The following is a 380-nucleotide window of genomic DNA, read 5'->3' as shown; positions in this document are numbered from 1 at the left end:
ACGCCGAGCTGATCCCCGTCACGACGAACATGAGCGGCGCAGTCACGAGCGTCGCGGCCACGCCCAAGACCGACTCATTCCCTTTGATCGCGCCGATGAGATTGAACTTCGCCGGTGGCGATGGCGGATACCAGAAGCCCGGCTTGGTTCCTTGTTTGCCATGCCGCCAGTCGTCTTCCCAATAGCGGTACGGCTTCTGCACGCCGACCGGAAAGCCGGATGCGAACACGCGCTGCGTCAGGATGCCCTCCACGCCGATATCGGTGAATTCATGCTTGCTGATTCCACGCCAGCCGATGCCTTGAACGGTGACTGCAGAGATCACCTGATCGTGCGGACAGCAATACGCGGTGACGCGGCCATACGTCGACCCATTCAAG

1 protein-coding gene is annotated in these 380 nt (G+C 61.1%); it reads right to left on the bottom strand.

From position 1 onward, the window contains the following. Positions 1-380 (bottom strand): T6SS effector phospholipase Tle3 domain-containing protein (locus tag ACTJKF_RS31455; RefSeq protein ID WP_440629025.1); only part of this gene is annotated, 380 nt, incomplete at both ends.

Origin of the sequence: Burkholderia sp. 22313, assembly GCF_052045245.1 — a bacterium.
In the GTDB taxonomy this organism is placed as follows: Bacteria; Pseudomonadota; Gammaproteobacteria; order Burkholderiales; family Burkholderiaceae; genus Burkholderia.
This window is presented reverse-complemented; position numbering and strand designations above follow the sequence as displayed.